Raw genomic sequence first — 25,546 nt, 5'->3', positions numbered from 1 at the left:
ATTCCCTCCCGCTTTTTTTATTGTTTGGTATTTAGCGTTTTTTGTTGTATTATATAGGCGATAAAAAAATAAGCGGGGTTGGTAGATATGAAATGCACGATGCTTGCTATCGTAATTACTATGTCTGTTTCCGCCCTTTATTCTTTTCAGAACCTTGATACCGTCAGGGTACGGTTTCTTTTCTCTGAATGGAATTTTCCGCAAGGGGTTTGGGAGATCGTCCTTTTCTGTGCAGGCGTAATCCTGATGTGGCTGCTTTCGCTGTTGGCACAATTGGAAACAAGAAACAAATACAAACGGCAGATTAAAGAATTGAACGACAAATTGCATGCAATTGAAGAAGAAAAGAAGAATATCGTTGCTGCTGTGCCTGATGTTCCGTCAGACAGCTCAAATTTAGAACAATCTGTATTTGCGAATGCGGAAACGGTTGAAGCGGCGGGCAGCGATTTGTCCGAAAACACCACTGCTGTTTCGGAGAAAGAATAAGAACAATGGTATCTCGCTGTTCCGGAGAACTCTTTAACATACACCGCCCCGGTGGCTATACTCAGGAAGTTGCCGACCGTTTTGGCTGTTCGCTTTTTCAGGCTGCGCTGCTTGAAATGCGGGGCGTTACGCTTAATACATTCCGTTCCGTTGTTGATATGTGGCTTAAGCCTGATATGGAATATCTTCTCGGTGAAATGCAGTTGGGTGCTACTAACGGCGTAGCTGCCGATATTTTCCGTAATCTTAACGAAAACTCTAATGTAATTGTGTACGGTGACTATGATGTGGATGGAATAGCCGCCACAACTATTGCGATGTCTATGGTTCTCAGCAAGCGCGCACGGGTTCGTTATTTTATTCCGCACCGCTTTAAGCAGGGCTACGGTTTGCATATGAGCATTGCCAAAACGATTGCGGAACGCAAATGTGACCTGCTCATTATAGTTGATTGCGGAACACAGAATATAGAGGAAATAAATCTTATACGCTCTGCAGGTATTCCAGTCGTAGTGCTGGATCACCACCTTGCCGAAAACGGAATTGCCCGCTGCGAAACTATGGTCAATCCGCATCTGCTCGGCGATGCCACTGCGCGAAAGCTTTGCGCCGCAGGCGTAATATGGTGCTGGGCATGGCAGAATGAACTTATTTCCAAAGATAAATTGTATGCAATGCTTGATCTTGTAGCATTGGCAACAGTTGCTGACTGCGTATCTCTTGCGTCGCCTCTCAACCGTATTTTAGTGCGCAAGGGTCTTGAACAGATGCGTACTGCACCGCGTCAGGGGCTTGCAATGCTTATGGAAAAACTAATGGTTAGTCCCGATACGGTAAATACGGAAGATTTGTCGATGAAAATTATTCCGTGTCTTAATGCTGCTGGGAGACTGGAACTTGCGGATACAGCTGTTGATATTTTCTTTCCGACAAAAGAACTCGCACAGAAAGTTGACAAAATAATTACATTAAACAGACAGCGCAGGGAACTTTCAATGGGGGTCCTTGAGCAGATATCGCTTAATGAAGACAGTGGGTATAATTACGTTCTGTCGGACAATACATGGTCTGCCGGCGTTTTAAGCAGCGTGGCGAGCCGCGTATGCAGTGAGAAGAACAAACCCATAGCACTCGTTGCCGGAGTTGGCGGCGTTATGCGCGGAACGCTGCGTATGCCTGCGGGTGGCGATGCTGTTGCCGTGCTTGCAAAATTAAGCGACAAGCTTAATACGTGGGGCGGACACAGGCTTGCTGCCGGGTTCAGCGTTTTGCAGGAGCAGTGGCAGGAAGTCAGGGACGAACTTGAAGAAATGCTGTCAAACGTTACGGTTGTTGAGGAAAAAGAAGATATTTTGTACTGGAAGCCTGAACTGCTTAACAGAGAAGTTTGGAACGATGCTCTGGCACTTGGGCCGTTTGGTATGGATAATCCTGCTCCGCTGCTTTACGCGCCGTACGATGGATACATGGTGCTTCAGCCTCTTGGAAGGAACGGCAGACATCTAAAAATAGAGCTGAACGGGGCTACTATGCTTGCTTTTAATGCCGTTACGTCACTGATGAATAATCGCAAGCCGTTTGAAGGCTGGATCTACAAACCAAGACTTGATACTTGGAGAAACGTAACTTCTTTACAACTGATACTTGAAAAAATAGTGGATTCCTGATATGGAAAAAGATATACCCCTTACCGGGACAGATAATACAATAACTACCATGGGTGACAAACCCGCAAAACTTTCTCGCGCATTTTCCAGTGAAGAAGAAAGCAAACAGTTCAGAAAAGAATATTGGCTGAGTATTCCTGAGTACCAAAGGGACTCTGATGTTTTTCATAAGCGCTGGATCGCGCTCTGGGACAAGTTGACAGAGTATTTCAGCGCGGATGAAATGAAAAAGACGGGAGAGGCGTTTGTTTTTGCCGCGAACTCACACGGGAAACAGATGCGTTACAGCGGTGACCCGTATATGCTCCACCCTGTTACGGTAGCTCTTATTCTTTCTGCAATGGAAATAGACTGTGATGCTATAATCGCAGCTCTTTTGCATGACGTTCTTGAAGATACTCCGGTTAAGGCAGATGATGTAGCTGCCCGTTTTGGCGAGAGCGTGCTTACTCTCGTTGACGGGGTAACTAAACTGGGAAAACTTCCTTTCAAGTCGGCCGAAGATTATCAGTCGGAAAACCTCCGCAAGATGTTTGTCGTTATGGCGAAAGACATACGCGTTGTTCTTATCAAATTTGCGGACAGACTCCATAATATGCGTACAATTTCGGCTCACAGGCGTGAAAAGCAGCTTGCAATAGCCAAAGAAACTCTTGAAATATATGCGCCTCTTGCTCACAGACTCGGAATCTACCAGATTAAACGCGAGTTGGAAGATTTGTCGTTCAAAGTACTTGACCCTGAAATGTTTGAGGAAATAAAGCAGAGAGTGCGCAAAAAACTGCCTGAACGGGAGCAGATTATTTCAAATGCGCTTGAGGTACTTTCAGAGAAATTAAAAAAAGAAAAAGTTCCTGCAACTCTTAAGGGCAGACCAAAACATTTTTACAGCATATACGAAAAAATGCAGCGTAAAAATATAGCAATGGATCAACTGTATGATCTGCTTGCGCTGCGCGTTATTGTACAGACGGTTGCTGAATGTTATCAGGTTCTTGGTATTGTTCATACAATGTGGAAACCAATACCGGGACAGTTTGACGATTATATCGCAAATCCTAAACGCAATATGTACCAGTCACTTCATACAGCCGTTGTCGGTCCTGACGGAGAGCCGATTGAAATACAGATAAGAACATGGGAAATGCACTATTATGCCGAATATGGTATAGCCGCTCACTGGAATTACAAAGAAGGCGGCATTAAAACTGACGTAATGGACGAGCAGCTGACCTGGATAAGACGTACGCTTGAAGAAGCAAAACTCAGCGACGAGACTGACAGCAGCTTTCTTGATACACTTAAAACAGATGTCCTTTCTGCGCAGGTATTTGTGTTTTCTCCCAAAGGCAAAGTTGTTTCCGTGCCTATTGGATCTACGCCTATAGATTTTGCTTATTCCATTCATACGGAAATAGGACACAAATGCGTTGGGGCGCGTGTTAACGGCAGAATAGTTCCTATGGACTATGTTCTGCGAAACGGAGATATTGTAAGTATTATGACATCTCCCACGGCGAAACCTTCAAGAGACTGGCTGAAGATTGCAAAGTCCACGCGTACCAGGACAAAGATAAAGCAGTGGTTCAGACAGTTCGACAGGCAGGAAAGGGAAGAAAAAGTCAAACGCGGAAAAGAGCTGCTGGAAAAGGAAGCGCTTCGGAGAAATCCCGAGGATACGGAGCCGCTTGAAAAACTGTCTGCTCAGCTCAATCAGGTTGTACGCGATATGGGAATGCTGAATTTAGAAGATTTGTACGTTGCTGTAGGAAGCGGAAATGTTACGCCTAAGGGAGTTTTCTCAAGACTGAAAAACAATGCCAGTAAAATTAAAGGGGAACTTCCTATTCCTGTATCCGGTACTCCGCAGAGAGAATCTGACTCTGAAATTATTGTGGATGGAGCCCACGGCGTTTTTGTTTCGCTTGCGCAGTGCTGCCGCCCTGTCCCGGGAGATTTGATCGTGGGCTACGTATCACAGCTGCACGGAATAACGGTACACAGAAAAGACTGCGTGAACATTACGGCAAAAGACGAAGACAAACTTGTTCCCGTATCTTGGGGTATGCCGCGCAACAAACAGTATATTGCCAGACTTCGTATAGAAGGTGTGGACAGAGCAAATCTTGTAGGCGACATAGTACAGAGCATAAGCAATCTTGGTGCTTCGCTTGCCGGGATTAATGCGAATGTAGTTAATAATATGCGTATGCGTGTTACAGCGGAAATAAAAGTTAAAAATATAGAACAGCTATACGAAATTATTGGCAAAATAAATTCAATAAGCGGAATTATAGAGGTGCTGAGAGGATAAAATGAAAACGTTGCTGCAGAGAGTCGATTATGCCGAAGTCAGAGTAGCCGGCAAAATTACAGGTAAAATAGATGCAGGGCTGTGCGTTTTGCTCGGAGTTGTTGAAGACGATACGGAAAAAGATTTAACTCAACTCGCGGAAAAAATATGCAATTTACGCATTTTCGATGATGAAAACGGTGTAATGAATCGTTCGCTGCTTGATATCGGCGGGCAGATGCTGATAGTTTCACAGTTTACTCTCTGTGCCGACTGCAGAAAAGGACGCAGACCGTCCTGGCATCTGGCGGCAAAACCTGAATTTGCAAAGGATATGTATAACCGCTTTACAAAGGCTGTACAGGCACTTGGCATCAAAACGCAGAATGGAATATTTCAGGCTGAAATGAAAGTCAGTCTGTGCAATAACGGGCCGGTTACGATAATGCTTGACACCAAGGAGTGAGTTGGATGAATATACAAAGATTTCCGCTGGGTGAACTTTGGACAAATTGTTATATTCTCTGGGATGATAACAAAAAAGGCATAATTGTGGATCCTGGCGGGCCTGCTGAGTATGTTGCGGATTTTGTTACAGAAAATAAGATTGATGTTGCATACATTATGCTTACGCACGGACATGCAGATCATATAGGCGGAATTCCTGATGTACGCAAATTGTCGAAGTACGGTGTCGCCATTCACACTGATGATGCCTGTTGTCTCACAAATCCGGATAAGAATTTGTCTTTTGCCTTCGGTAAGGCTTTTTCGCTTCCTGAAGCGGAAAAACTGCTTACGGACGGAGAAATTGTTACGGTTGGCAACTTAAAAATAGAAGTCATTCATACTCCGGGGCACACTCTGGGCGGAGTATGTTTCTATGTTGAAGACGGCGCGGATAAAATTTTGCTGTGCGGTGACACGCTGTTTGAACTTTCCATCGGACGCACAGATTTGCCCGGTGGTGACGAAGCTGTTCTGATAAACTCACTGCGCAAGCTTGAACGGTTTCCTGATGATTTGGAAGCCTGCCCCGGACACGGACCGGCTACGAACATAGGTAAGGAAAAAAAGTACAATCCGTACTGGCCGAGATAGATATGACAAATCTTAAACGTCTTAATATGCCGGAAGATGAAATGCCGCGTGAGAAACTGTTGAAATACGGGGCAGACAAACTGTCTACGGCAGAACTCATCGCGATTCTGCTGCGTACCGGCACACCTTCCTGCAATGTGATTGAACTTGCGACAAAACTTTTGAAAGACAACGGTGGTTTGCAGGGCTTATGCAAATTATCTGCTGCGGAATTGAAAACTGAGGACGGAATTAAAAACGCCAAAGCTACGACGCTTGCCGCTGTTTTGGAACTTGGGCTTCGTATTGCCAGAATTCATAACGGAGAAGAGAGAGAAAGCTGGCAGGATAAATTAAAATTTCAGGCTGACAGAATGGGCTATCTGGACCGTGAAGAAATTTACGCACTGTTTTTGGACAAGCAGGAAAAAGTGGTTGGAGAAGAGACAGTTTCATACGGCGGATTAAACGGTGCATTTCTTGATATGCCGCTGCTTTTTCGCAGAGCGGTAAGGGTGAATGCGCACAGTGTGATTGTTATGCACAACCATCCGAACGGCATACTGGCGGCAAGCACTGAGGACAAGGAATTGACCGAATTTATCCGCAAGGGACTAAAGACCCTGGAAATTAAATTTAAAGGGCACTATATCACGGCACACAGTAAAATATTGCTAATTTCATAATGCAAAAAACAGAAAATAATGCGATAATAGTCTGTGGAGACAATTACTGACTGTCCGCGTTAGATAGCGGTTTGCGGACACTGGAATGAAGGTTGGTGGCAAAATGTTTGGATTTGACAAACAGGTGTTTAATAATGAAATTGGTATTGATATCGGAACAATAAATACTGTTATTTATGTCAAAAGCAAAGGGGTTGTTCTTGACGAACCCTCTGTCCTTGCCGTCCGTAAGGTGGGACGCAAGGGTATACGCGAAATAATAGCGTTTGGAACGGAAGCAAAAAAGATGGTAGGCCGCACGCCGGTTGGAATTGCGACGATTTCGCCTTTGTCAAATGGGGTTATCGCTGATTTTGAGATGACGGAGCACCTTATCCGCCATTTTATGGGTGTTGCCACCGAATCGACAAGTATGTTCTCGCATCCGAGAGTTGCCGTCTGTGTGCCTGCCTGCGTTACTGAAGTTGAAAACAGGGCGGTTGTTGAAGTTACACTGGCAGCCGGGGCCAAAGAGGCTTACGTTGTTGAAGAACCTCTGGCGGCAGCTATCGGTATAGGGCTTCCCATTGACGAGCCGCAGGGAAACATGATCGTAAATATTGGCGGAGGAAGCTGCGAGGTTGCGGTCCTTTCACTTGGCGGAATAGTGTTGAACGAGGCGATCAGAGTTGCAGGCAATGCCATGGACGAGGCGATTATTTCGATGATGCGCCAGAACTATAAGCTCGCAATCGGGAGCAGCACTGCAGAAGAGATAAAGATTGCAATCGGGTCAGCTCTTCCGCTTGAACAGGAACTGCAGATGGACGTTAAGGGCAGAGACCTCTTGGACGGGCTGCCAAAATCTGCGCATATCACTTCCGTCGATGTGAGAGATTCGCTTGATGCTATTATTACGCAAATTGAAGACACAATACGAGCGACTATTGAAAAAACGCCGCCTGAACTGGTTCGTGACATAGCAAATCAGGGTATAGTGCTGACAGGCGGAAGTGCCCTTCTTCGCGGGCTTAATATGCGTTTGGCGGATGCTCTCAATGTTCCTGTGCATATTGCGGAACAGCCGCTTTATTCTGCTGCCATAGGTCTTGGAAACTATCTTGAATCAAGAGTGAACATCAAATCTCACGGAATAACGCTTGAACGCCACGATTTGTAGATTTCAATTATGCATAATGTAGTCAACGAAGATTTTAAAGCAGCAGTTTGCGGCATCATTTCACTGGCACTCGGTATGCTGTTGTATTGTGTGATGAACTTTGTTCCTGCCGTGCGTTACTTTGCCATTGACAGCGTTAACAAACTATTGTACATCCCGGAATATCCCTTTTCAGTCACAAGAGACCTTGTAAAATACGGAAGCAACTGGGTTTTGGAAAGAAAAACGCTTCAGCAGCAGCTTGCGAGACTTGAAGCCCTGAACCGTGTTCAGGCAGAGGCACTGCAGAAAGCGAATGTTAGCGTGCCGGCGGCCAAGTCGTCTTATATTCCTGCACGCGTGATTCTGCGCTACCCTGAAAACTGGTGGAGCGAAGCCAAAATTAACAAGGGCAGCGCGGATAAAGTTGTTGAGGGCGCGGCCGTTATGTCTGACGGATATCTTGTAGGCAGAATAAGCCGTGTGTCGAAGCATTCAGCCTGGTTTGAACTTATTACTTCCTCCTCATTCCTTATTGCTGCAGTTATTGATGATACGAGGGATCTTGGCGTTATAACCGGCGACAATAAGGGAAATTTGAATATGCTGTATATACCAAGCGACAGATATGTAACGAAAAATATGAGAATTTCGACATCACTGATAGGTGACCAGATACCTCCAGGGCTTATGATAGGTCATATTATAGGCAGGGAACCAGCCAAAGAGGGTTATGTCCCGTTCAAGGTTGCAGCCGGTGCACATTTGACTCAGCTCTATAACGTAGAAGTTTATTCGGAGGATATGTAGATGATTCTTTCGGTTCTTATATGGCTGTTGCAGGATATTATTCAGGTTGTTTTTATGGGAATTTTTCTTGTTCCTGAGTTGTTTCTGCTGTCTCTTGTTTTTGCCGGACTGCGGCCTGAAAACGAACACAGACACTCCTTGAGCTGGTATATTGCAGCCGGTTTTGTCGGCGGTCTGTTGTGGGACTTGCGCTGGACAAATCTCCCGGGTTTAACGGCTGCACTAAACGGAGCGCTTTTAGCGTTGGTGTTTGTAGTTTGGCATTTAATCCCTGCACAAGGCAGAAATACCAAAAGTTTCATTGCCTGTACACTTGCAGTGCAAATTCTGTCTGCTGCGGTTCACGCGATGTTTTGGACGGCTACCAGTATGACCACGCTGCGGCTTTTTGCAATACAGCAGCTGGTTGGAGTCGCATTTATTATGCTTTTGGGTCTTGTCCACAAAAAGGCAATATACAGACATGTCTAGTATACAGTACGACAAACTTAGCCTTGAAAAAAGATTCTGGGTATTGCGAGGGGCAGTATTGTCTACCTTTCTGGGGTTGCTGTGCAGTCTGATTTTTTTTCAGATAATTAAGAGCAACGAATATGTCAAACTTGCATCTCGGAACAGACTGCGCATCCTTCGAATCCTACCTCCGAGAGGAACGATTACGGATGCTGCCGGGGCCCCTCTTGCCGTTAATGTGAGAACTTTTAATATAAGCGGCTATCCTTTGGATTTGATGGATGAAAAAAAAGTAAAAATTGTTGCGTCAATTTTGAAACACGGCGGTATTCCAGTTACAGAAGCTGAAATAAAAGACAAAGTTCAGAAGCAGTACTCTGCTCCGTACCGTGCAATTACCATTGCCTCCAATCTTACTTTTGCCCAGGCAACTCAGCTTATCATGGATAAAAACTTCAGCGAACTGCTCTTTCTTACTCCTGTCTGGAAAAGAAGTTATCCGGCTGGAAAAGACGTTGCGCATGTTGTCGGATACGTTGCTGAAATTACTAAAGAAGAACTTGAAAGGCATCCGGAATACAAGGGCGGGGATCACATAGGCAAAAACGGAATTGAAGCCTGGTACGAAGAGGAAATTCATGGTATGCCCGGCGAACGGGTTATCGAAGTTGATGCCAGAGGAAAACAGATTCGCGAAATCAGCTACACTACATCGATAAAAGGCAAAAACATAAAACTTACAATAGATCTTGGCGCACAGCGTTATGCTTCGAAGCTTTTACAGGATTTCCGCGGGGCTATTGTAGCGTTGGACGTTACCGACGGTTCTGTCAAATGTCTTGTTTCGTCGCCTTCTTATGATCCGAATCCCCTTACCTGGGGCATAACCGCTCAGGAGTGGGGGGCGCTGCTCGACAAGCGTTCGCGTCCAATGATGAACAGAGCTATTTCCGGAGCGTATCCTCCTGCCTCCACGTTTAAAGTAGTTACGGCGTCTGCAGGTCTGTCAAACAAAAAAATAACGACTTCATCCGTTGTACATTGCCCTGGATATTTTGAACTCGGCAACAGAAAATTCCGCTGCTGGAACCATGCGGGGCATGGCAACGAAACTGTTATCAGGGCATTGCGCGACTCCTGTGACGTGTTTTTTTATCAGACCTCGTGGAATTTAGGTATAGACAGACTGATTGAAACGGCTTCAAAATTCGGAGTCGGCAAAAAAACGGGTATTGACTTGACTTCCGAAAGCTCCGGAACACTTGCGGGTCCGAAATGGAAAAAGAAAAAGATAAAAGAAAGCTGGTACGGCGGTGATACTGTCAACTATTCAATAGGACAGGGGTATCTTCTTATGACCCCGCTTCAGGTAGCAAGGGTGTATGCAGCTGTTGCCAGCAAAGGAAAACTGTTCCGTCCGAAAATAAATTCTGAGTTCCCTGTGGAATATGAAAAAGTAGATTTATCAGACGATATTTTCAGAATTTTGCAGCAGGGTTTGCAGGAAGTTGGCAGCATAGGTACAGGCCGTGCCGCTTCCGAGTACGGTGTGCGTGTTGCCGGAAAAACCGGTACAGCCCAAAACTCTCAGGGGGCAGACCATGCGTGGTTTGCAGGATACGCGCCTGTTGACAATCCGCGCTACGCGGTTGTTGCTATCGCCGAAGCCGGTAAGGGCGGCGGAAAGGTAACCGGACCTATGGTAGGTAAAATGCTGAATTATCTGATTAACCACAAAGAAGAAGAAATTTCAGACAAAGATGCTGAAGCCGAAGAACATGTTCAGTCCAACGGCGCAGAGGAAAATCAGCAGCAGAAAAAAACATCTTCCGAACCAGTAAAAATACAGAATTCCGAACGTCCTGTGAAACAGGATGCAGCTGCGAACGGAGATGAGAACTGATGCAGGTATTTGAAAACAGCTGGCTGGATATAAAAAGAGGCTTGAACAGATATATGTTTTTTGCGGCGGTAATTCTTTTTTTGTTAGGCGCTGCCGCAATTTACAGTGCAAGCTACTCGCTTCAGACGCATAGTTCTCCGTATATGATCAGACAGCTTGTTTTTGGCCTGATTGGTTTTGTCGTCTATTTCCTCATTATAAAAATCGGCTGCAAAAATATGCTGAAGCTTGCTTTTTCGCTTTCGGTCATTGTCATACTGCTTTTCCTTTTGGTGCTTATTGTGGGGCATACCTCAAAGGGCGCACAGAGCTGGTTTAATTTTGGATTTATCAGATTGCAGCCGTCAGAAATAGGCAAACTAGCTTTTGCGCTGCTGCTTGCAAAATGCTGCACCATGTTCCCGCCGAGCGACCTTAAAGGGATAGCGCTTGTTTTCGGAATCTCGCTGTGTTTCCTTCTGCCTATATTGCTTCAGCCTGACTTCGGCAGTGCTTTGGTCTATTCGGTAATGTTTTTTGCGGTTCTTATCGTTGCGGGGGCACCGGCGAAATTTTTGTTCGGAATCATGGGTGCCGGTATAGCAATGCTGCCTGTGGGATGGCTTATGCTTAAACCGTATCAGAAAATGAGAATTCTTGTATTCTTCGATGCTTCAGTTGATCCGCAGGGTGCAGGTTATAACGTTATACAGTCACGCATTGCTGTTGGTTCCGGAGGAATTTTCGGAAAAGGCTTTTTAAACGGAACGCAGTCTAAACTTCGTTTTCTTCCCGAACCGCATACGGATTTTATTTTCGGAGTTTTTTCCGAGGAATTTGGTTTTGTCGGCTGTTTCTTTGTGTTGGTACTCTATGCTTTGCTGCTTTGGAAGATAATTGAGGCAATAACGAGTACGAGGGATCCTGAAGCCAGACTATTGTGTACTGCAATTGCCGCCTGGCTGTGGTTTCAGATGACTGAGAGTATCGCAATGTGCATGGGACTTGCGCCGGTTACGGGGCTTCCTCTGCCGCTGTTCAGTTATGGGGGCAGTTCGCTGCTTGCGGTTCTCGCAGGACTTGCTCTTGTGCAGAGCGTGGAAATTTCGCTTGCCAAAGAGCGTTTTTAAATTTTAAAATTACAAGCAGAAATTCTGTTTATAAAAAATTGATGAAACGTGTGCTGTCTGCACGGCAGCCGTTTCATAAGGAGACAGATTTATGTCTGAAGTTTTTTGTCAGGATCCGCGCAGAGCAATTCTATCAAGCGTAAAAAGACCGTCCCGTTACATAGGCTGTGAATACGGGACAGGTAGTGTTAAAGATGGAAATCTGCTGAGGGTGTGCTATGCATTCCCTGACGTCTACGAAGTTGGGATGAGTTATCTCGGTTTTCAGATACTCTACGGTCTGACGAAAGAACTTCCGTTCGCAGACGCAGAACGTGTCTATGCGCCGTGGCCCGATTTTGAAGACGCGCTGCGCAATACAAACACCGAATTATGGGCGTTGGAAAGCAAACGACCGATTAAGGAGTTTGACGTTGTAGCTTTTACTCTTCAGTATGAGTTATGCTATACAAACGTGCTTACAATCCTTGATTTGGGAAATATCCCGCATTATGCAGACGAACGGAAGGACAGCGACCCGCTTGTAATTGCCGGAGGTCCCTGTGCTTTGACGCCTGCGCCGGTTGAGCCGTTTTTTGACGCTTTCATAATAGGCGACGGCGAAATAGTAAATCCGGAAGTTTATCAAATACTGTTTGAACTTAAAGGCAGAAGCAGAACGGAAAAACTTGCAGCGCTTTCGAAAATTGAGGGTGTGTACGTTCCGATGTACCCGCCGGACAAGCCTGTTCGCAGAAGAATAGCGGAAAAGCTTGACGATGTCTGGTTCAATACCAAAATGATAGTGCCGAATACAAGCATAGTGCATGACAGAATTACGCTTCAGGTGTTCAAAGGCTGCACCAGGGGATGCCGTTTCTGTCAGGCAGGAATGATAGACAGGCCGGTAAGAGAACGTTCGGTTGAGTCAGTCCTTGAGCAGACAGACCTTCTGCTCAAAAACACGGGCTGGGAGGAAATAGGTCTGCTGTCGCTTGCTACCTGTGACTGGACAGGGCTTTTGCCGTTTATTCGCAGCATTACTCAGGAGCTTGAAAAGCAGCAGACAAAATTGAGTTTGCCCAGTCTTCGCGTTGACGCTTTTTCCGTTCAGCTTGCAGCCGAACTGCATGCTCTGCGCAAAAGCGGACTGACGTTTGCGCCCGAAGCCGGAACGCAGAGACTTCGCAACGTTATCAATAAGGGAGTTACGGAGGACGATATAGCCAATGCCCTTGAACAGACCTTTGCAAACGGCTGGGACAGAGTGAAGCTCTATTTCATGATGGGACTTCCTACGGAGACGGAAGAAGATTTGTCCGGCATACTGGATATTTGCGGACAGGCTTTGACTGTTGCCCGCAAATACAAGCGCAAGGGAGAAATCAGTGTTTCGCTTGCAGGTTTTGTACCCAAAGGACATACGCCTTTCCAGTGGGAAGCGCAGTTAGACAGGGAAAGCCTGCACGAAAGAGGCAGCTGGGTGAAACATCAGATACGCAGCAAGAAAATATCGCTTGCCTATCATGAACCGAAACAGACCTATCTTGAAGGTGTTTTTGCACGCGGAGATTCGTCCCTTGCTCCGGTTATTGAAGAAGTGTGGCGCAGAGGTCAGCGCTTTGACGGCTGGACAGAATATTTCAATTTCGACCGCTGGATGGAGGTCTTTGCCGATTTAGGCATCGACTCGGATAAATTCGTTGCAGCTCGAAGCCTTGACGAAAAACTGCCGTGGGAGAATATAGACTGCGGAGTTTCAAAACAGTATCTGCTCCGCGAAAGGGATAATGCCATGAATGGCATTGTAACTAAAGACTGCAGAAAAGGATGCAACGGATGCGGATGGCAGGGAAAGGTCGGAACGGGTAACTGCAATGCATAGAATAAGAATAATCTTTGAAAAAAAAGATTGGTTTACGTTTGTAAATCATATGGACCTGCCGAATGTATTCTCCCGTGCTGCAAGGCGTGCAGGGCTTTCTCTTGAGTACACGCAGGGATTTTCGCCGCATCCTCACATGAGTCTCGGCCCGGCACTTGCAATCAGTGTCGTCGGCTGTGAAGAGCCTGCAGAGTTTTGGTTTGAGGACTGGAACGAAAACAGTATGCAGCTTTGGAATGAACAGCTTCCGGAAGGACTGCGCATTTTGAGATGTGCAGAGCTTGAAGAGGGAGCAGGTCTCGCAAAATTTGCGACAGCAGCGCAGTACCGCATTTCAGGTGTGTCGGAAAAGCTTCCGGCGGAAGCAAAAGCGTTGCTGGAAAACGCCGTAAAAAATATCGGACCGCTTTGGTTTTCAAAAGAAAACAACGGGGTTATAACGCTTGTCGTAGGCGAGCTGAACCGCTGCGGAGGATCGCTGTTCGTGAAAACACTGCAGGAAGCCGGAATAATTTCCGGATGGGCTGATTTGTACATGGTGCGCGAGAAAATAGGCACGTGGGACGAAGCAGGACAGCAGCTTCTGCCGCTTGTTTGATTGGGGCTGCATAATGGGAGAAAAAGCGCCGAAACAGATTATAGCCAATCTTCTTGATGCGGAAGAGTCCAGAATTGCCATTCTTGACGGACGCGGCAAACTTTGCGATTTCTTTATTGAACGCAGCATGGACCATCAAAGAACAAATGAGATATACAAGGCAAAGGTTGACAATGTACTTCAGGGAATGCATGCGGCGTTTTTGAATCTCGGTGACGGAAAAAACGGTTTTCTTTATCTTGCGGACGCACGCGGCATTGATGTCAAACCCGGAAAGGATATGCTTGTCCAGGTTGTCAAAAATGCAAGGAAAGACAAGGGGGCACGCGTCAGTCCCAGATTATCGCTTGCCGGAAGATATCTTGTCCTAATACCCGGCGGGAAGGAAACCGGTGTTTCAAAACGCATTGAAGACGAGGCTGAGCGCGAGCGTCTGCGTGATATACTGAGAGAGTGTAAACCCGAGAACTGTGGTGTGATAATACGAACCGCTGCTGTTAATGCCGAAAAGGGAGCGCTGCTTTCTGATATTCGCGAGCTTACGTTGCTTTGGGAGAAAATACAGGCAGACGCAGCACAGAATTCTGCACCGTGCCTTCTGCACAGAGAGCCCGGCTTGCTCGAAAGAGTGCTGCGTGACGAATTGAATGACGATATATGTGAAATAGTGGTTGACACCGAAGAAGACTGCGAAAATATTAAGACGTGTGTAAAGCAGTTTATGCCGGGCAAAGAAATTGACGTAACGTATTACGGAGGCACAGCGCCTGTTTTTGACGTGTACGGCATTGAAAAACAGCTGCTTGAAGCTCAGGAAAGAAAGGTGTGGCTCTCGTCGGGAGCATATCTTGTTATCGACCAGACAGAAGCCCTGACGGTCATAGATGTTAACACGGGCAAATTTACCGGCTCTAAAAATCTGGACGATACTGTTTTTAAAACAAATATGGAAGCAGCTTCCGAAATTGCGAGACAATTAAGGCTGCGCGCAATCGGCGGAATAGTTATAATAGATTTTATAGACATGGCGACAAAAGAAGAAAACGACATGCTTGTGGCGGAGCTTAACAGGCAGTTTAAGGAAGACCGCTGCAAAGTCAAGATTCACGGGGTAACCGACCTCGGGCTTGTCGAAATAACGCGTAAACGCGCGCGTCTAGATCTTTATACTGAAATGATGCACGTATGTCCCCGCTGTACAGGACTCGGCACCGTTGAAAAAGAGGAAAGCGTTGCCATGCGCATTAAACGCTTTATCCGCAAGATTTGCTGCGATTCAAAAGACGAAGTGCTTCTGCTTGAGTGTTTCCGGACGGTGGCGGAATACATAGCCGAGACGGTACTCTCCTCGTGGGAAGAGGAATTTGAAAAGAAAATAATACTTTATGGAAACACGGATATTCAGTGGGGAAAATACAGGCTTGACATGCAGGGCACCATGGAACAGACAGAACGCAGAATAATTGAAATGCAGAAAAAGGAGAACCGGTCAAATGTATATAGGACGCCTTCAGCTTAGGGGATTTAAATCCTTCGGCGGAGCACATGATCTGATTCTGCCGCCCGGTTTAACGGCAATAGTCGGACCTAACGGAAGCGGAAAGAGCAACCTGCTGGACGCTCTTCGCTGGTCGCTTGGCGACAGTTCTGCCGCCAGACTTCGCATAACCAGACAGAGCGATCTTCTTTTCCAGGGTTCTGCCAGTCTCGGCAAAGCGAAAGAGGGAGAAGTTGTTCTGCAGTTCCGTGATGAAGACGGCACCAGCATAGTAAAACGCAGGGTGACGGCACCTGACGGAGCGACTTCGCTTTTTATTGACGGAGCGAAATGCAATCTTTCAGACCTTGAGGAAATGAAAACACGCTGGAAACTCGACGGCGACCGTTTCGCGTTTATTGGTCAGGGTGAAGTTGCGGAAGCAATACAGGAACGTCCTGCGGAAAGAAGAAAACGTCTTGAAGCGCTGTTCGGCACGGAAATTTACCGCAAAAAACGTATGAACGCCGCTGACAGGCTCGTAACGGTTAAAGAAGAATACGACCAGATCAGAAATCTCATGTCGGAGCTTGAAACGCGCAGGGAAGAGATAAAGCCTGAGGTTGACAAGGCGAGAAAACTGAAAGAGATAATGGACAGCATAGAGGACGACAGACGCATGCTCTACTGGATGCGCCGCGCCTCTTCGGAAGCTGAACTTGCCGGAATAGCGGACGCAAATTCACAGGCAGAAAGAATAAAAGCGGAATTAAACGCATGGATTGAAAGATGGAAAAATCTTTGCGCCGCCAAAGAAAAACAGTTGGAAGAAATTGCAAGGTCGCAGAAAGAGCAGACGTGGGAGCTTGAACAGTGCAGAAACCGTTTTGAGAGTCTGACAAAATCGGGCGTTGCTTCCGCTTCGTCGCTGCGTTCCGCCAAAGGACGTCTTGTTCAGGCGAAGGAAGACCTTGAAAAAGCGAAACAGCATCTGGACGAACTGCTTGCGGATCAGGAAAAGAATCAGAAAGAAAATCAGAAAGCTTCCGCGGCGCTGCAGAAAAGTCAGAAAGCGCTGGAAGCGGTTGAAAAGAAATGGACCGAATTTAACGCAAAGCTTGAAGAGCAGAAATCAGAACGAGAAGAACTTAACAACGAACGCGGAAATCTTGAGGCGGAGCTTGAAAAACTGAAAGCAAAGCTTAATTTCCTCGGCAGGGAAGTTCTTGAATTCAAAAACAAAAAGAGCGAAGAAAAAGACCAAAGAAAAGATATAGACAAAGAAATCAGGAAAAACGAAGCGCAGCGCGATGCCCTGCTTGAAGAGCAGGAAGAGCTTGTGAAAAAACACGGCGTACTCTATGCCCGCGTGCAGCAGCTTGCTTCCGATTTGCAGCAGGCAAGGCGCACCGCTTCACAGGCTCGTTCAAAGCTTAATGAAGTTATGGACGCGCTTCAGGGCGACATCTATCCGAGGCCTGTACAGTTTCTGCTTTCAGCTGCAAAACTGAACAGACTGAACGCGGTGCCGCGGGCGGTTATTGACGTTTTCAGCTGCGAAAATTCGCTTTCAACAGCATTCGAAGCGTTTCTCGGAGCAAAGCAGTTCCATCTGCTTGTCGAGAATATCGAAGAAGCGGGACGCTGTATTGACAAACTGAAACAGAACAACGGAGGCCGCGTTACCTGTCTGCCTCTCGAACGCTGCAAGCCTCGTTTCCCAAATATGGATTTTGCAATGCCGGTGCGCGGAGTTGTCGGCTGGGCAATGGACCTTATTCAGGTTGAAGACCATTGGCTTCCTGCAATTCAGCACATTATGGGCGATCTCCTGGTGGTTGAAGATTTCGATACCGGTAAACAGCTGGTGCGTGAAGGCTTCAGAGGGCCTGTCGTCTCTCTGGAGGGCGACGTTTTCCAGCCCGGAGGCACGGTTTCCGGAGGAAAACGCACGGACAGCGGACGCGCAATCAAACTGAAAGCGCAGCTTTCGGTGCTTGAAAAAGAAGCGGCAGATGCTTCGCGCATGTCTGAAGAACTTGGCAGGGAATACAAGAAACAGGAAGCCGAAGAAATGAAGGTTTCCGAGCAGAACGAAGAATACACGAGAAAAATCCGTGAGTTTGACGGCAAAATCGCCCTGCTTGCAGACCGCAGGGAAAGCTATGCAAAAGAACAGAAACGCATGGAAGGCGAAAAGGCACGCATACTCGAATCAATAAAAAGCGAAGGCCAGCACTGGCAGGAAATTCTCACCGCAATGGAAGAGGTAGAAAGACGCTGGGACGAACAGGGCGAAGTGGACGATGACCGCAAGCTTATTGAAGAACGCGAAAAGCTGCGCTCGGAGGTCGCGGTCGCGGCTGAACGCGCAAGTGCCCGTTTTGCTCTTATTGAGCGTATAAACAATGAAATACGCTCCGAAGAAGGAAAAATAGGAACGCTTGACGAAGAGCTTTCCGAGCTTGATTACAGATGTCTTCAGGACAAAGCGGCACTGTCGCAGATAGGCAAAGAATGTCTTAATATTCATAACCGCAGACAGGAACTGCTTGCCGAGATAAACAGGCGCGTAGGCGGCTATTCAAAGCTTGAGGAAAATCATAAATACTGCACGGTACGCATACAGAATGCCGAACTGCGCATGCGCGCCGCAATGGACAAATATGCCTCTGTGGAAGCCAAACGCGAGGCGCTCCAGAAAGAAATCGAAGAAATGATCTCCAGCTGGGAAGAAAAATACCCTTACCCTGGCAGCGAAGTGCTTCCTGATGACGTGAACCTTGAGGAACTCCGCAGAAAAATCCGCGACGGAGACAGAAAAATAAAGCAGTACGGTGACGTTAACATGGGTGTTCTCTCCGAAGATGACAATTTGCAGCAGAGACTCGGCTTTATGGGAGAGCACATGTCCGACGTCAAGAAGAGCGCGGACGAACTCAACCGCCTTATTACCGAAGCGGACAACAAAGCACAGCAGATATTTACTGACGCGCTTCAGCAGGTTGACGACAAATTCTGCTCGATTTTCCGTACGCTGTTCGGCGGAGGAGAGGCGCACCTTGAAATGACCGACGCACCGACGATATGGGAAACGGGTGTTGACGTAATCGCCCGTCCGCCCGGAAAGCATCCGCTCGGCATAGCACAGCTCTCCGGAGGCGAAAAATCGCTTGCGGCAATAGCTTTGCTATTTGCTTCAATGGAAGTCGCCAACTGCCCTATGGCAGTTCTTGACGAGGTTGACGCCGCCCTTGACGAAGTCAACCTGCGCAGACTGTCCAATCTTGTAAAGGAATACGCACAGCGCAGACAGATACTTTGCATGACGCACCGCAGAATTACGATGGAACGCGCTGATGTTCTGTACGGCGTAACCCTGCAGGAACCCGGACTGTCTCAGGTCGTAGGTGTCCGCATGGAAGACTGGGCGTAATGGAAAAATATGAGGAACTGCTCCGCGGCGCTCTGAAAATCAGACAGCCTGACGCCAAAGAAGGGCTTCGCGTCAATATTGACACGATACTTTTGGCGCATTTTGTATCGCCGAAAAAAGATGAAAAAATTCTTGAACTCGGCTGTGCGCACGGGGCAATTTCTCTGATACTCGCAAAACGCGGTTTTGCCGTTAAAGGAATAGACATTCAGCCGCACCTGATTGAGCTGGCGAAAGAAAACGCCGCGTTCAACGGTGTAAGCGCTGAATTTGAAGCGGCAGACCTGAAGGAATACAAAAAAATAGCCGCTCCGCAGAGCTTTGACAGAGTAGTGGTAAATCCGCCGTATTTTGAGGCGGCTTCAAGCAGCAGGGTAAGTCCGTCGTCAGCCGTGGCATCAGCACGTCAGGGAACGGACTGCAGCCTTGAGGACGTTGTCTCAGCCTCGCGCTATCTGCTGAAAAACAGGGGCAGACTTAATATTATTATGGCCGCGCAGCGTTCGGCAGAGCTTTTTGAACTGCTTGAAAACAGCAATATCAGTGTGAAAAAAGTCCGTTTTGTTTATCCGAAACCGCGGTCGGAAGCCTCGGTGGTTTTGATAGAAGCTGTACGCGCCGCAAAAAAAGGAACGTCCGTTCTGCCCCCGCTTTTTGTTCTTGACGCGGACGGAAAAGAAACAGAAGAAATGCTTGAAAATTACTCGCTGTAAAGGAGATAAAAATGCCGCTGACAGTTGTCCCGACGCCCGTTGGAAATTTGGAAGACATGACGCTCAGAGGTTTGCGCATACTGCGTGAAGCCGACGTTATTGCGTGCGAGGATACCCGCCATACACTGCAGCTGCTCAATCACTACGACATAAAAAAGCCGCTGATTTCCTGCCACGAGCATAACGAAACGGAACGCTGCGAAGAAATCGCAGCGCTTGTGCGCAGCGGCAAAAACACAGCGCTTGTCTCCGACGCAGGCACCCCGGGTTTGTCAGACCCGGGCGGCAAAGTCGTAAAATACATGCTTGAAAACGGGCTGCCTGTTGACGTACTTCCGGGCGCCAACGCGCTTCTTCCGGCGTTGCTTCTGTCCGGAATAGGCATGGAAAGCTTTACCTTCGCAGGTTTTCTGAAAGGCAAAGAGAGTGAAAAGAAAAACAGGCTCGCAGAGCTTGCAAAAATTAAAAACACGCTTGTTTTCTACGTTGCGCCGCACAGGCTGCTTAGGGAACTTGAACTTATCGCATCGGTGCTCGGTGACAGAAAAGCGTCGCTTGTACGCGAGATATCAAAAATACATCAGGAAACAATTGCTTCGACCCTGCTCGGCTTCAAAGACTTGCTGATCGAAGAACGGATGCGCGGTGAGTTTGTCTGCGTCGTTGAAGGTTTCAGCGAAGAATCCTCCGACGAAACCGAATGGCTTGAAGAAGCAAAAAAACTGTACAGGGGTGGAGAAACAGTAAAAAATGTCGTAAACTTAATTGCGGCAAAATACGGGACCGCCCCGAACAAGATAAAGAAGACACTTCTGGAAGCATAATAATTTTGGGAGGCATTGCTATGTCCGAAAAAAGTTTTTATATCACAACACCAATCTATTACGTCAACGACGTTCCGCACATAGGCCACGCCTACACGACGGTCGCGGCTGATACTCTTGCCCGCTGGCACCGTTCGGGCGGAGACAAAACATGGTTCCTGACAGGAACAGACGAGCACGGGCAGAAAATACAGAATTCTGCTGAAAAACGCGGCATAACACCGAAAGAGCTGTGTGACGAAGTCGTCCAGAATTTCCAGAAGCTCTGGAAAGTGCTGAACATATCCAACAACGATTTTATCCGCACGACAGACGACCGCCACGTTGAGTTTGTGCAGAAAGCCTTTAAACAGCTGCTCGACAGCGGCGACATATACAAAGGCGAATATGAAGGCTGGTACTGTGTGCCCTGCGAGACCTATGTTCCAGACGCTCAGATGGGCGAAGGCAATACCTGCCCGGACTGCCACCGGCCTCTTGTCAGAATGAAAGAGGAAACATATTTCTTTAAGCAGTCAAAATACGCAGAGAAGCTTCTCAAGTATTACGAAGAAAATCCTGACGCGATTATGCCTAAATCGCGTTACAACGAAGTAATAAGCTATATAAAATCGGGACTGCGCGACCAGTCGATATCGCGCACCACGCTTAAATGGGGCATACCCGTTCCCGGCGACGACAAACATGTTATCTACGTGTGGTTTGACGCCCTGCTTAACTACGTGTCGGCGCTGAGCAGCGGTGAAAACAGCGAAGAATTGAAAAAATACTGGCAGGCGGCGAATCATCTCGTCGGCAAAGACATAATCCGCTTCCACTGCGTAATATGGCCGGCAGTGCTTATGGCGCTTGGCATCGAGCCGCCGAAACGCGTTTTTGCGCACGGCTGGTGGACGGTTGACGGCGCTAAAATGTCAAAATCCGTCGGCAACGTTGTTGACCCGTTTGAAATGGTTGACGTGTACGGGGTTGACCCGTTCCGTTATTTCCTTCTCCGTCAGGTTCCTTTCGGACTGGACGGTGACTTTGCGGAAGCCGCCATGGTTCAGCATATCAACTCCGACCTTGCAAACGACTTCGGCAATCTGCTTTCAAGAAGCACGCAGATGCTTGTCAAATACCGCGAAGGCAGACTGCCGCAGAACGTTGTTCAGACTGGGCTTGACAAAGAGATACAGTCAATGGCTGAAGAAACGCTTGCCAAAGCGGAAGAACTTATGGACAAATTTGCCTTTGACGACACCCTTAAAACAATTTGGGCTTTCATAAGCCGCTGCAACAAATATATTGACGAAACAGAGCCGTGGAAACTCGGCAAAGAAGGAAACGTCGAACGCCTTGACGCCGTTCTCCGCACTCTTTGGGAAGCGCTGAGATTAACGGCGGTACTTATCGCTCCGTTCATGCCCTATGCAGCAGAGAAAACCTATGCGCAGCTTGGGCTGTCCGGCTCGCTCTTTGACGGCGCGCGCGCAGAATGGAAATGGGGCAGTAACTTTGATGTCACAGTCACCAAAGGAGAAATACTTTTCCCGCGCATTGACGTCGAAAAATGGACGGAAGAAAGAAAAGTCCGCGACGCGGCTCGTCTTGCAAAGCAGAACCCCGCGGCGGCAAGAGATTACGGAAAGCATGAAGAAGAAACAACGATAGAAAACTTCTCAGGTCAGGAACTCAGGGTTGCGGTCGTGGAAAAGGTCGAACCGGCGCAGAACTCTGACAAGCTTTATCTTATAAGCATTGACCTCGGCTACGAAAAGCGTACGATAGTCTCAGGCATACGCAAATTCTTCAAGCCTGAAGATTTAATCGGCAAAAAAATTGTTGTGCTCTGCAACCTCAAACCGGCGAAAATCCGCGGCAACGCGTCAAACGGCATGCTTTTGGCAGCCGCGACCGCCAAGGAAGAGCAGCTTACACTCCTCACGGTTATGGACGATACGATTCCGGCAGGTACGAGAATAGGATAAAAGCATTGCTGATAGACTCGCACTGCCATCTCGACCCGGAATATTTTCCCGACGGACTCTGCCAAATGCTTGAAACGGCATCGGCAAACGGCGTCCGTCGGATGCTTTATGCAGGCTGCAATTATGAAAGCAGCTTGAACGCGATTCGTCAGGCGGCAGAGTACGAAGAAATTTATGCCGCAGTCGGACTGCATCCGGAAAACGCTGAAGAAATGCCTGACGGAATTTCAAGCGAACTCAGACAGCTTTCGCAGTGCGGAAAAGTTGTCGCAATAGGCGAAATCGGGCTTGATTATTACTACGTATCCGAGACGCGCGGGCTGCAGAAAAAACTGTTCGCAGAGCAGATTGAATGGGCTGTTGAAGAAAACAAGCCCGTTGTGGTTCACGTCAGGGACGCCAAAAACAAAGAAGACGGCGACGCAATGAAAGACACGCTTGAAATTCTGCGCACGCGCGGAGCGGAAAAATGCGGTGGCATAATTCACTGCTTCGGCGGAAATTATGACGAGGCAGAGCAGGCTTTGTCACTGGGCTTTTATATCTCGTTCAGCGGAATAATTACCTTCAAAAATACTGCGGCGCTCCGCGAAACGGCGAAGCGGATACCGCTTGACAGAATACTCTGCGAAACAGACTCGCCCTATCTTGCGCCCGTACCGTACAGGGGAAAAAGCAATCAGCCGGCGTACGTCGCAGAGGTCTACAAATGCCTTGCGGAGCTGAAAGGCATGGAACTTGAAGCTTTTTCCGCGGCAGTTGAAAACAACTGCCGGAATTTGTTTAAATGGTAATCGGGAGACAACTATGTTTGAATACAAAATAATCGCGGAAGACAAAGAAACAGGGGCAAGGGCAGGGGAATTTACAACACCGCACGGAATTATCAAAACTCCCGTGTTTATGCCTGTCGGAACGCAGGCAACGGTCAAGGCGATAATCCCTGAAGAACTTGAAGCTCTTGGCGCTCAGATTATACTTTCAAACACCTATCATCTCTATATGCGCCCCGGAGAAGACATCGTTGCCGAAGCCGGAGGGCTGCACCGCTTTATGAACTGGAAACACCCGATACTGACGGACTCGGGCGGTTTTCAGGTATTCTCGCTCGGCGATCTGCGAAAAATAACCGAAGACGGTGTTGAATTCCGCTCCCACATAGACGGAAGCAGACACTTTATGCGCCCCGAAGACTCAATAGCGATACAGGAAAAGCTCGGAGCCGATATTATTATGGCGTTTGACGAGTGCGTAAAGCTTCCGGCAGAACAGGACTACTCGCAGAAATCAATGGAACGCACCGTGCGCTGGGCAAAACGCTGCAAAGAATTTCACGGCAGGGAAGACCAGGCGCTGTTCGGAATAGTTCAGGGCTGCACCTTTGAAAAACAGCGCATAGAATGTGCGCATCTGCTTCAGGAAATTGACTTCCCCGGCTACGCAATAGGGGGGCTCTCAGTAGGCGAATCACACGAAGAAATGTACCGCATACTTGACTGTACCGTGCCGGAACTTCCGAAAGAAAAGCCGCGATACCTCATGGGCGTAGGTTTTCCTACGAACCTTGTGGAAGGAATAGCACGCGGAATAGACATGTTCGACTGCGTGCTTCCGACGCGCAACGGCAGAAACGGAACGGTATTCACGCACGAAGGCAGAATGAACCTCAAAAACCTGAAATACGCGCGCGACTTTACGCCTATGGATACGCACTGCGAATGCTATGCGTGCAGAAACTACACGCGCGCCTACATACGCCATCTCCACACGGCGGGAGAAATACTCGCCGCAAGACTCTGCAGCCTGCACAACGTTCATTTCCTCGTGAACCTTGTCGCCGAAGCAAGACAGGCGATAATAGACGGGCGCTTTGCGCAGTTCCGCAGAAACTTCATGGAAACGTTCATGGACGGGGCATATCTTAATGACTGAAATTGAACGGCGGCTTGAAAAAATATATTCGCAGACAACGGAAACCGAGCGCTTGGAAATTGAACGCGCGGCGGAATTTATACGTGGCGGAAAGCTTGTAGCCTTCCCTACGGAAACAGTCTACGGCTTGGGCGCGAACGCTCTTGACGCGGACGCTGTCCGCAAAACCTATGAGGCAAAGGGACGCCCGTCCGACAATCCTCTGATACTTCACGTGGCCTCGGTTGAAATGGCGGAAAAAGTTGTCGAAATGAACGGAATGGCGCGCACGCTTATGGAAAAATTCTGGCCGGGACCTCTTACCTTAGTGCTTCCGGCAAAAGAAATCGTGCCGTACGCAACGCGTGGAGGGCTTGAAACAGCCGCCGTGCGAATGCCCGACAACAGAATTGCGCTTGAACTTATCCGTGCGGCAGATCTGCCGATATCGGCGCCGAGCGCAAACAAAAGCGGACGCCCCAGCCCGACGGACGCGCAGACGGTACGCGGCGATCTGGGCAGCGCAGTTGCGCAGGTGCTTGACGGCGGCGAAACAAAAATCGGCGTGGAATCAACGGTAATAGACGTAACGGGCAGCAGTCCCGTACTGCTTCGCGCGGGGGGACTGCCGAAAGAAAAAATAGAAGAAGCGCTCGGACTGGAAGTTTTGTTTCCGCAGGACAAAAACATAATCAAACGCTCTCCGGGCACAAGATACCGCCACTATGCGCCGAAACTTCCGCTTCTGCCTGCAAAAGCAGAAAACGCGGAAAAAACGGCGCAAGGCAGAAAATACGCGTGGATGGGAACGTCGGAAATATCCGGCAATCCCGTTAAAAAACTTATTTTCAAAAGCGAAGAAGAATACGCGCACGAAGTGTTCAGAGCGCTCAGAAAGCTTGAAAAATCCGGCGCGGAAATAATAATTGCCGAAATTCCGTCCGAAAAAGGCATAGGACTTGCGATAAAAGACAGATTAAATCGTGCAGCCGGTAATTGACGGGCAGAAAAACGAGTGCTATAATGCACTGGTTCGTCGGGGCGTAGCGCAGTCTGGTTAGCGCGCTTGGTTCGGGACCAAGAGGTCGGAAGTTCAATTCTTCTCGCCCCGACCAGTTGAAAACA

At 47.9% G+C, this 25,546-nt stretch carries 21 protein-coding genes and 1 tRNA gene; all 22 read left to right on the top strand.

The genetic code is table 11. The features are described from left to right. Window positions 1-87: 87 nt before the first annotated feature. The 22 genes from KBS54_04055 (at window position 88) to KBS54_03950 (ending at window position 25,536) form a co-directional block, all read left to right on the top strand. On the top strand, window positions 88-489 hold the full coding sequence (locus KBS54_04055) for a LapA family protein (GenBank protein ID MBQ0055303.1): 402 nt from the start codon (window positions 88-90) through the stop codon (window positions 487-489). A gap of 5 nt (window positions 490-494) precedes the next feature. Then, window positions 495-2,156 (top strand): DHH family phosphoesterase, encoded by a 1,662-nt coding sequence (locus KBS54_04050; GenBank protein MBQ0055302.1) that lies wholly within the window; start codon window positions 495-497, stop codon window positions 2,154-2,156. Window positions 2,157-2,205: 49 nt separating this feature from the next. Further along, window positions 2,206-4,470 carry a bifunctional (p)ppGpp synthetase/guanosine-3',5'-bis(diphosphate) 3'-pyrophosphohydrolase gene (locus KBS54_04045; GenBank protein MBQ0055301.1) on the top strand — a complete coding sequence of 755 codons (2,265 nt, stop codon included), beginning with the start codon at window positions 2,206-2,208 and terminating at the stop codon, window positions 4,468-4,470. A gap of 1 nt (window position 4,471) precedes the next feature. Next, window positions 4,472-4,915 (top strand): D-tyrosyl-tRNA(Tyr) deacylase, encoded by a 444-nt coding sequence (gene dtd, locus KBS54_04040; GenBank protein ID MBQ0055300.1) that lies wholly within the window; start codon window positions 4,472-4,474, stop codon window positions 4,913-4,915. A gap of 5 nt (window positions 4,916-4,920) precedes the next feature. Next, complete coding sequence (locus tag KBS54_04035) at window positions 4,921-5,550, top strand: MBL fold metallo-hydrolase (GenBank protein ID MBQ0055299.1); 630 nt, start codon at window positions 4,921-4,923, stop codon at window positions 5,548-5,550. Window positions 5,551-5,552: 2 nt separating this feature from the next. Then, a complete protein-coding gene (gene radC, locus KBS54_04030) occupies window positions 5,553-6,215 on the top strand; it encodes a DNA repair protein RadC (protein MBQ0055298.1) in 663 nt (220 codons plus the stop codon). Window positions 6,216-6,318: 103 nt separating this feature from the next. Then, window positions 6,319-7,374, top strand: a complete 1,056-nt coding sequence (locus KBS54_04025; protein MBQ0055297.1) for a rod shape-determining protein — start codon at window positions 6,319-6,321, stop codon at window positions 7,372-7,374. Window positions 7,375-7,449: 75 nt separating this feature from the next. Beyond that, on the top strand, window positions 7,450-8,163 hold the full coding sequence (locus KBS54_04020) for a rod shape-determining protein MreC (GenBank protein MBQ0055296.1): 714 nt from the start codon (window positions 7,450-7,452) through the stop codon (window positions 8,161-8,163). After that, the gene (locus tag KBS54_04015) at window positions 8,164-8,634 is read left to right on the top strand and encodes a hypothetical protein (protein MBQ0055295.1); all 471 of its coding nucleotides are present in this window, start codon (window positions 8,164-8,166) and stop codon (window positions 8,632-8,634) included. It abuts the gene before it with no gap. After that, window positions 8,627-10,519 (top strand): penicillin-binding protein 2, encoded by a 1,893-nt coding sequence (mrdA, locus tag KBS54_04010; protein MBQ0055294.1) that lies wholly within the window; start codon window positions 8,627-8,629, stop codon window positions 10,517-10,519. The genes KBS54_04015 and mrdA overlap by 8 nt, the downstream gene beginning before the upstream one ends. Next, window positions 10,519-11,628, top strand: coding sequence for a rod shape-determining protein RodA (rodA, locus tag KBS54_04005; GenBank protein MBQ0055293.1), 1,110 nt, complete (start codon window positions 10,519-10,521; stop codon window positions 11,626-11,628). The genes mrdA and rodA overlap by 1 nt, the downstream gene beginning before the upstream one ends. 91 nt (window positions 11,629-11,719) lie before the next feature. Continuing rightward, window positions 11,720-13,492 carry a TIGR03960 family B12-binding radical SAM protein gene (locus KBS54_04000; GenBank protein MBQ0055292.1) on the top strand — a complete coding sequence of 591 codons (1,773 nt, stop codon included), beginning with the start codon at window positions 11,720-11,722 and terminating at the stop codon, window positions 13,490-13,492. Beyond that, on the top strand, window positions 13,485-14,090 hold the full coding sequence (locus tag KBS54_03995; protein MBQ0055291.1) for a TIGR03936 family radical SAM-associated protein: 606 nt from the start codon (window positions 13,485-13,487) through the stop codon (window positions 14,088-14,090). Before KBS54_04000 ends, KBS54_03995 begins: the two co-directional genes overlap by 8 nt. A gap of 13 nt (window positions 14,091-14,103) precedes the next feature. Next, complete coding sequence (locus tag KBS54_03990) at window positions 14,104-15,609, top strand: Rne/Rng family ribonuclease (protein MBQ0055290.1); 1,506 nt, start codon at window positions 14,104-14,106, stop codon at window positions 15,607-15,609. Then, window positions 15,584-19,003: a chromosome segregation protein SMC gene (gene smc, locus KBS54_03985; protein MBQ0055289.1), complete on the top strand. Its 3,420-nt coding sequence runs from the start codon at window positions 15,584-15,586 to the stop codon at window positions 19,001-19,003. The genes KBS54_03990 and smc overlap by 26 nt, the downstream gene beginning before the upstream one ends. Further along, a complete protein-coding gene (locus KBS54_03980; protein ID MBQ0055288.1) occupies window positions 19,003-19,716 on the top strand; it encodes a methyltransferase domain-containing protein in 714 nt (237 codons plus the stop codon). Before smc ends, KBS54_03980 begins: the two co-directional genes overlap by 1 nt. An 11-nt stretch (window positions 19,717-19,727) precedes the next feature. Further along, window positions 19,728-20,540: a 16S rRNA (cytidine(1402)-2'-O)-methyltransferase gene (rsmI, locus tag KBS54_03975; GenBank protein ID MBQ0055287.1), complete on the top strand. Its 813-nt coding sequence runs from the start codon at window positions 19,728-19,730 to the stop codon at window positions 20,538-20,540. A 20-nt stretch (window positions 20,541-20,560) separates the two neighbouring features. Further along, on the top strand, window positions 20,561-22,510 hold the full coding sequence (gene metG, locus KBS54_03970; GenBank protein MBQ0055286.1) for a methionine--tRNA ligase: 1,950 nt from the start codon (window positions 20,561-20,563) through the stop codon (window positions 22,508-22,510). A 5-nt stretch (window positions 22,511-22,515) separates the two neighbouring features. After that, entirely contained in the window at window positions 22,516-23,304 is a 789-nt protein-coding gene (locus KBS54_03965; GenBank protein MBQ0055285.1) for a TatD family hydrolase, read from the top strand. A 13-nt stretch (window positions 23,305-23,317) separates the two neighbouring features. Continuing rightward, a complete protein-coding gene (gene tgt, locus KBS54_03960; protein ID MBQ0055284.1) occupies window positions 23,318-24,442 on the top strand; it encodes a tRNA guanosine(34) transglycosylase Tgt in 1,125 nt (374 codons plus the stop codon). After that, complete coding sequence (locus tag KBS54_03955; protein MBQ0055283.1) at window positions 24,435-25,421, top strand: threonylcarbamoyl-AMP synthase; 987 nt, start codon at window positions 24,435-24,437, stop codon at window positions 25,419-25,421. Before tgt ends, KBS54_03955 begins: the two co-directional genes overlap by 8 nt. 37 nt (window positions 25,422-25,458) lie before the next feature. After that, window positions 25,459-25,536: transfer RNA gene (locus KBS54_03950), tRNA-Pro, on the top strand. Window positions 25,537-25,546 lie beyond the last annotated feature (10 nt).

This window comes from Candidatus Equadaptatus faecalis, assembly GCA_018065065.1.
Classification (GTDB): domain Bacteria; phylum Synergistota; class Synergistia; order Synergistales; family Synergistaceae; genus Equadaptatus; species Equadaptatus faecalis.
The sequence above is the reverse complement of the archived record's forward strand: the minus strand, read 5'-3'. Positions and strand labels throughout refer to the sequence as shown.